The sequence below is a fragment of the uncultured Georgenia sp. genome (assembly GCF_937958535.1).
In the GTDB taxonomy this organism is placed as follows: Bacteria; Actinomycetota; Actinomycetes; order Actinomycetales; family Actinomycetaceae; genus Oceanitalea.
The window spans coordinates 1-3,985 of record NZ_CALGNQ010000110.1; the positions used below are offsets into that span (position 1 = coordinate 1).

Sequence of the window (3,985 nt, forward strand, 5' to 3'; positions counted from 1 at the left end):
ACACGGCCGACTCACCGCGGGCGGCACTGCTCCACGGGGCAGACGGCGGCCGCCCTCGTCCTCGGTGCGCGCGGTGCCGGGCGCTCGCCGTACCTCGTGCCGCCAGGGTGGCGACATGGCTGTCGAGCTCGGGCCCAAGCCTCTGCCACGGGTGTTCCTCAGCTCCGACGTGGGCGCGAACGCGGTCCGCGAGGCCCGGAGGGCCGGCCTCGTCGCGGTGCGGCGCGGCGCCTTCGTCGAACCGCTGGAGGACGCGTCGAGGTGGGACGAGGAGGAGCACCGAGCGGCAGCAGCCGTCGCGGCGGTCGGCCGTCGGCTCCGCAACGGGGCGGTCTTCACCCACGAGTCCGCGGCGCTCCTCCACGGGCTGTGGCTGCTCCACTCGCCCGAGGTGGTCCACGTGACGCAGCGCTCCACACCGCGCCGCCAGTCTCCCGGGCTGAGGCGACACACGGGCGTGGTGCCGCAGGACGTCGTCACGGAGGTGAGCGGGCTGCGGGCCACCTCCGTGGAGCGCACGGTCGTCGACTGCGCCAAGTCGATGCACCCGCGGGACGCCCTGGTCGTCGCCGACAGCGGGATGCGGCTCCTCCTCCGGCCGCGGCAGGCCCGGCGCGAGGTCATAGAGCAGGGCGCGGAGGAGCTGCGCGGACGGCTACTCGCCATGGTGGAGACCGGCGCGATCCACGGCAGGCGGCAGGCACGCGCCGTGATCGCGCACGCCGACCCGTTCTCGGAGTCGCCGTACGAGTCGGTGATCAGGTGGGTCGCCGTGTCCCGCGGGCTGCCGAGACCGGTGCTCCAGGCGCGGTTCCGGGTCCGTGGACGCACCTACTACGTCGACCTGTGCTGGCTCTTCGAGCTCATGGCGGACGGCCGACCGTTCCGGCTGCGGCTCCTCGGTGAGTACGACGGCGAGCAGAAGTACGGCGACGACGGCACGGCGGGCGCCGGCGCCACGGCGCGGGCGGCTGCTCAGCGGGTCATCGCGGAGAAGCGCCGGGAGGACGACCTGCGTTCTCTGCCGGACACGGTGATGGTGCGCTTCGACCGACGCGACGCCTTCCGCGACGAGCAGACGTTCCGCCGTCTCTGCGAACGCCTGCCCGCCAGCTTCGTCGCCGGTCTGGAGCCGGTCCCGGCGCTCTTGGGCATCGCCGCGCCCCGGGCACGGCGGCGGTAGCGGGGGTGCCGTCACACAGGTCCCTCCCGTGAGTCACCCCCGTCGCCCAGGCCCGACCGCCGGCAGGGGCGAACGACGACCGACAAGGACGACCCAGCACGTGGGCACGGCGGCGGTAGCGGGGGTGCCGTCACACAGGTCCCTCCCGTGAGTCACCCCCGTCGCCCAGGCCCGACCGCCGGCAGGGGCGAACGACGACCGACAAGGACGACCCAGCACGTGGGCACGGCGGCACCTCGGCAGGCGGCACGGGGTCGGCCAGACAGGACCAGGCCGGTCAGGCGGGGACCGGGGCGGTCAGGCGGGGACCAGGGCGCCGTCGTGGAGCTCGACGACGCGGTCGGCGCGCTGCATGAGGACCGGGTCGTGGGTGGACACCACGGCGGCGAGGTCGCGCGCGTGAGTGAGGTCCTGGATGAGCTCCATGATCGTCGCGGCGGTCTTGGAGTCGAGCTGACCGGTGGGCTCGTCGGCGATGAGGATGCGCGGCTCGGCGACGAGCGCCCGGGCGATACCCACGCGCTGTTGCTGCCCGCCGGACAGCTCGTAGGGCCGCTGCTTGGCGTGACCGGCCAACCCGACGAGCTCCAGCGCCGCCGCCACCCGCTCCTCCCGCTCGGCGGGGTCCACCTCCAGCAGACGCAGCGGGATCTCGACGTTCTCCGCCGCCGACAGCACCGGGATGAGCCCGAAGGACTGGAAGACGTAGCCGATCTGGGTGCGCCGGACCTCGAGCACGTCCTTCTCCGGCAGTGCGGACAGCTCACGGCCGTCGCCGAGCAGCACCCGCCCGCTCGTCGGCCGGTCCAGCCCGCCGAGCAGGTTGAGCAGGGTCGTCTTCCCGGAGCCCGACGGCCCGCGCACGACCACGAGCTCCCCGGCGGCGACGTCCATGCTGACGTCGGTGAGGGCGTGGACGTCCCCGGCTCCGGTGGTGAAGACGCGGCTCACCTGGTCAGCGGTCAGCAGTGCCTCAGGCATCGTCGCTCTCCTTGCGGTTGCGCAGCTCGCGCCGGGTGGGACGGCCCGACGACGCCCGCGCCACCCGACGCTCAGGCTCGGAGCCGTCACGCCCGTTGGGGCGGCCCGACCACGGCTGCTCCTCCGGACGCTCCGGCCCGGAGCCGTCGGCTGCCGCAGGCTGTGCGCCGGAACCCGCCGTCGATGTGACGCCGTTGTTGCCCGGGCGTACGCCGTCGGGCCACACGCCCACGTGGTCGGTCTCCAGCGCCAGGCGGACCCGGTCGCGCAGGTCGAGCGCGGTGACGAAGTCCTCGGGCAGCTGGAGGCGGCCGGTGCGGTCGAGCACCGCGAACTCCTCGGCGACGTGGACCTCGGCGCCGGAGTCGTCACGCTCGGTGCGGCGCAGCACCTCGGTGGAGGTGCGGCCGTCGCGGATCTGCACGGTGCGGCGCACGTGCTCGGAGACGGTCGGGTCGTGGGTCACGATGAGCACGGTCACCCCGAGGCTCTCCGACGCTGCGCGCAGCGCCTCGAGCACCTCGGCGCTGGTGGCGTCGTCGAGCTCGCCGGTCGGCTCGTCGGCGAGCAGCACGCGCGGGGAGTTGGCCAGCGCCACGGCTATGGCGGTGCGCTGCTGCTCCCCGCCGCTCATCTGCTCGGGCAGGCGGTCGCGGCAGTGCTCGATGCCGAGCAGCGCGACCAGCTCGTCCACCCGCTCCGCACGCGCCTTCGCGCCGGCCAGCACGAGCGGCACGGCGATGTTCTCCGCCGCGGTGAGGTAGGGCAGGAGGTTGCGGGAGGTCTGCTGCCACACGAACCCGACGGTGTAGCGCTGGTAGCGCACCCGGTCGGCGCGGCTCATGGTGCCGATGTCCGTGCCGGCGACGACGGCGGTCCCTCCGGTGGGCCGGTCGAGACCGGAGAGGATGTTGAGGAGGGTGGACTTCCCCGACCCCGAGGCGCCGACGATGGCGACGACGTCACCCCGCTCCACCCGCAGGTCGAGCCCCTGCAGGGCCTGCACCTCCACCCCCTCGGTGGAGAAGATGCGGACCAGGCCGTGGCACAGGATGTCGGGCTCGGTGGCGTGCTCAGTTGTCGTCGTCATACGCGCCTTCTTCGAGGTCCTCCCGGGCGGACGGTTTCCAGGCCTGCTCCTCCACGGCCGCCCCTTCCTGCGGCCGGCGTGGATGTGCCGCCGTCCATCGTCTCATCGTGGACCGGCACAGGTGGTCGCCCCAGGCGGGAGACCTCGGTCAGCGAGGCCGGCGCCGGGGCAGAGCCGTCGTGGGGTCAGGAAGGAGCGCTGCCCGGGTCAGGAAGCCTTGACGGCCTTGGCACGGGCGTTGCCGACGGCCTCGGTGAACTCCCGCTCCATCTCGTCGTCCGCCGAGTAGGTCAGCCGGCTCACCACGACCGAGACGACGAGGTTGGCGACGAAGCCGGGGACGATCTCGTACAGCGTGACGCCGAACACCTCCGGACCGAAGTTGCTCCACAGGAACACGGTGACCGCACCGGTGACCATGCCGGCCAGCGCGCCCCAGTTGGTCAGCCGGCGCCAGAAGAGGCTGAGCAGGATGGCCGGGCCGAAGGAGGCCCCGAAGCCGGCCCAGGCGAAGGCGACCAGCCCGAGGATCGTGTCGCTCGGGTTCAGCGCCATGAGCATGGCGATCACGGCCACGGCGAGCACGGTGGCCCGGCCGAGCATGACCAGCAGCCCGCCGCTGGCGTCGCGTTTGAAGATCCGGAAGAGGTCCTCGACGAAGGCCGAGGAGCTGACGATGAGCTGGCTGGAGACGGTGCTCATGATCGCGGCGAGCACCGCGGCGAACACGA

3 protein-coding genes and 1 pseudogene are annotated in these 3,985 nt (G+C 73.2%); 1 reads left to right on the top strand and 3 read right to left on the bottom strand.

Features of this window, described 5'->3' with window-relative positions; translation table 11 throughout:
* The first annotated feature begins 115 nt into the window (after nucleotides 1-115).
* The gene (locus Q0195_RS06100; RefSeq protein WP_299275934.1) at nucleotides 116-1,183 is read left to right on the top strand and encodes a hypothetical protein; all 1,068 of its coding nucleotides are present in this window, start codon (nucleotides 116-118) and stop codon (nucleotides 1,181-1,183) included.
* 297 nt (nucleotides 1,184-1,480) lie between these two features.
* Here Q0195_RS06100 and Q0195_RS06105 read toward each other — a convergent pair whose 3' ends face one another.
* The 3 genes and pseudogenes from Q0195_RS06105 to Q0195_RS06115 all read right to left on the bottom strand — a co-directional run.
* Nucleotides 1,481-2,164 (bottom strand): ABC transporter ATP-binding protein, encoded by a 684-nt coding sequence (locus tag Q0195_RS06105; protein ID WP_299275937.1) that lies wholly within the window; start codon nucleotides 2,162-2,164, stop codon nucleotides 1,481-1,483.
* Complete coding sequence (locus Q0195_RS06110; RefSeq protein ID WP_299275939.1) at nucleotides 2,157-3,254, bottom strand: ABC transporter ATP-binding protein; 1,098 nt, start codon at nucleotides 3,252-3,254, stop codon at nucleotides 2,157-2,159. Before Q0195_RS06110 ends, Q0195_RS06105 begins: the two co-directional genes overlap by 8 nt.
* A gap of 207 nt (nucleotides 3,255-3,461) precedes the next feature.
* Nucleotides 3,462-3,985: pseudogene (locus tag Q0195_RS06115) on the bottom strand (sodium:proline symporter); the annotation flags it as partial.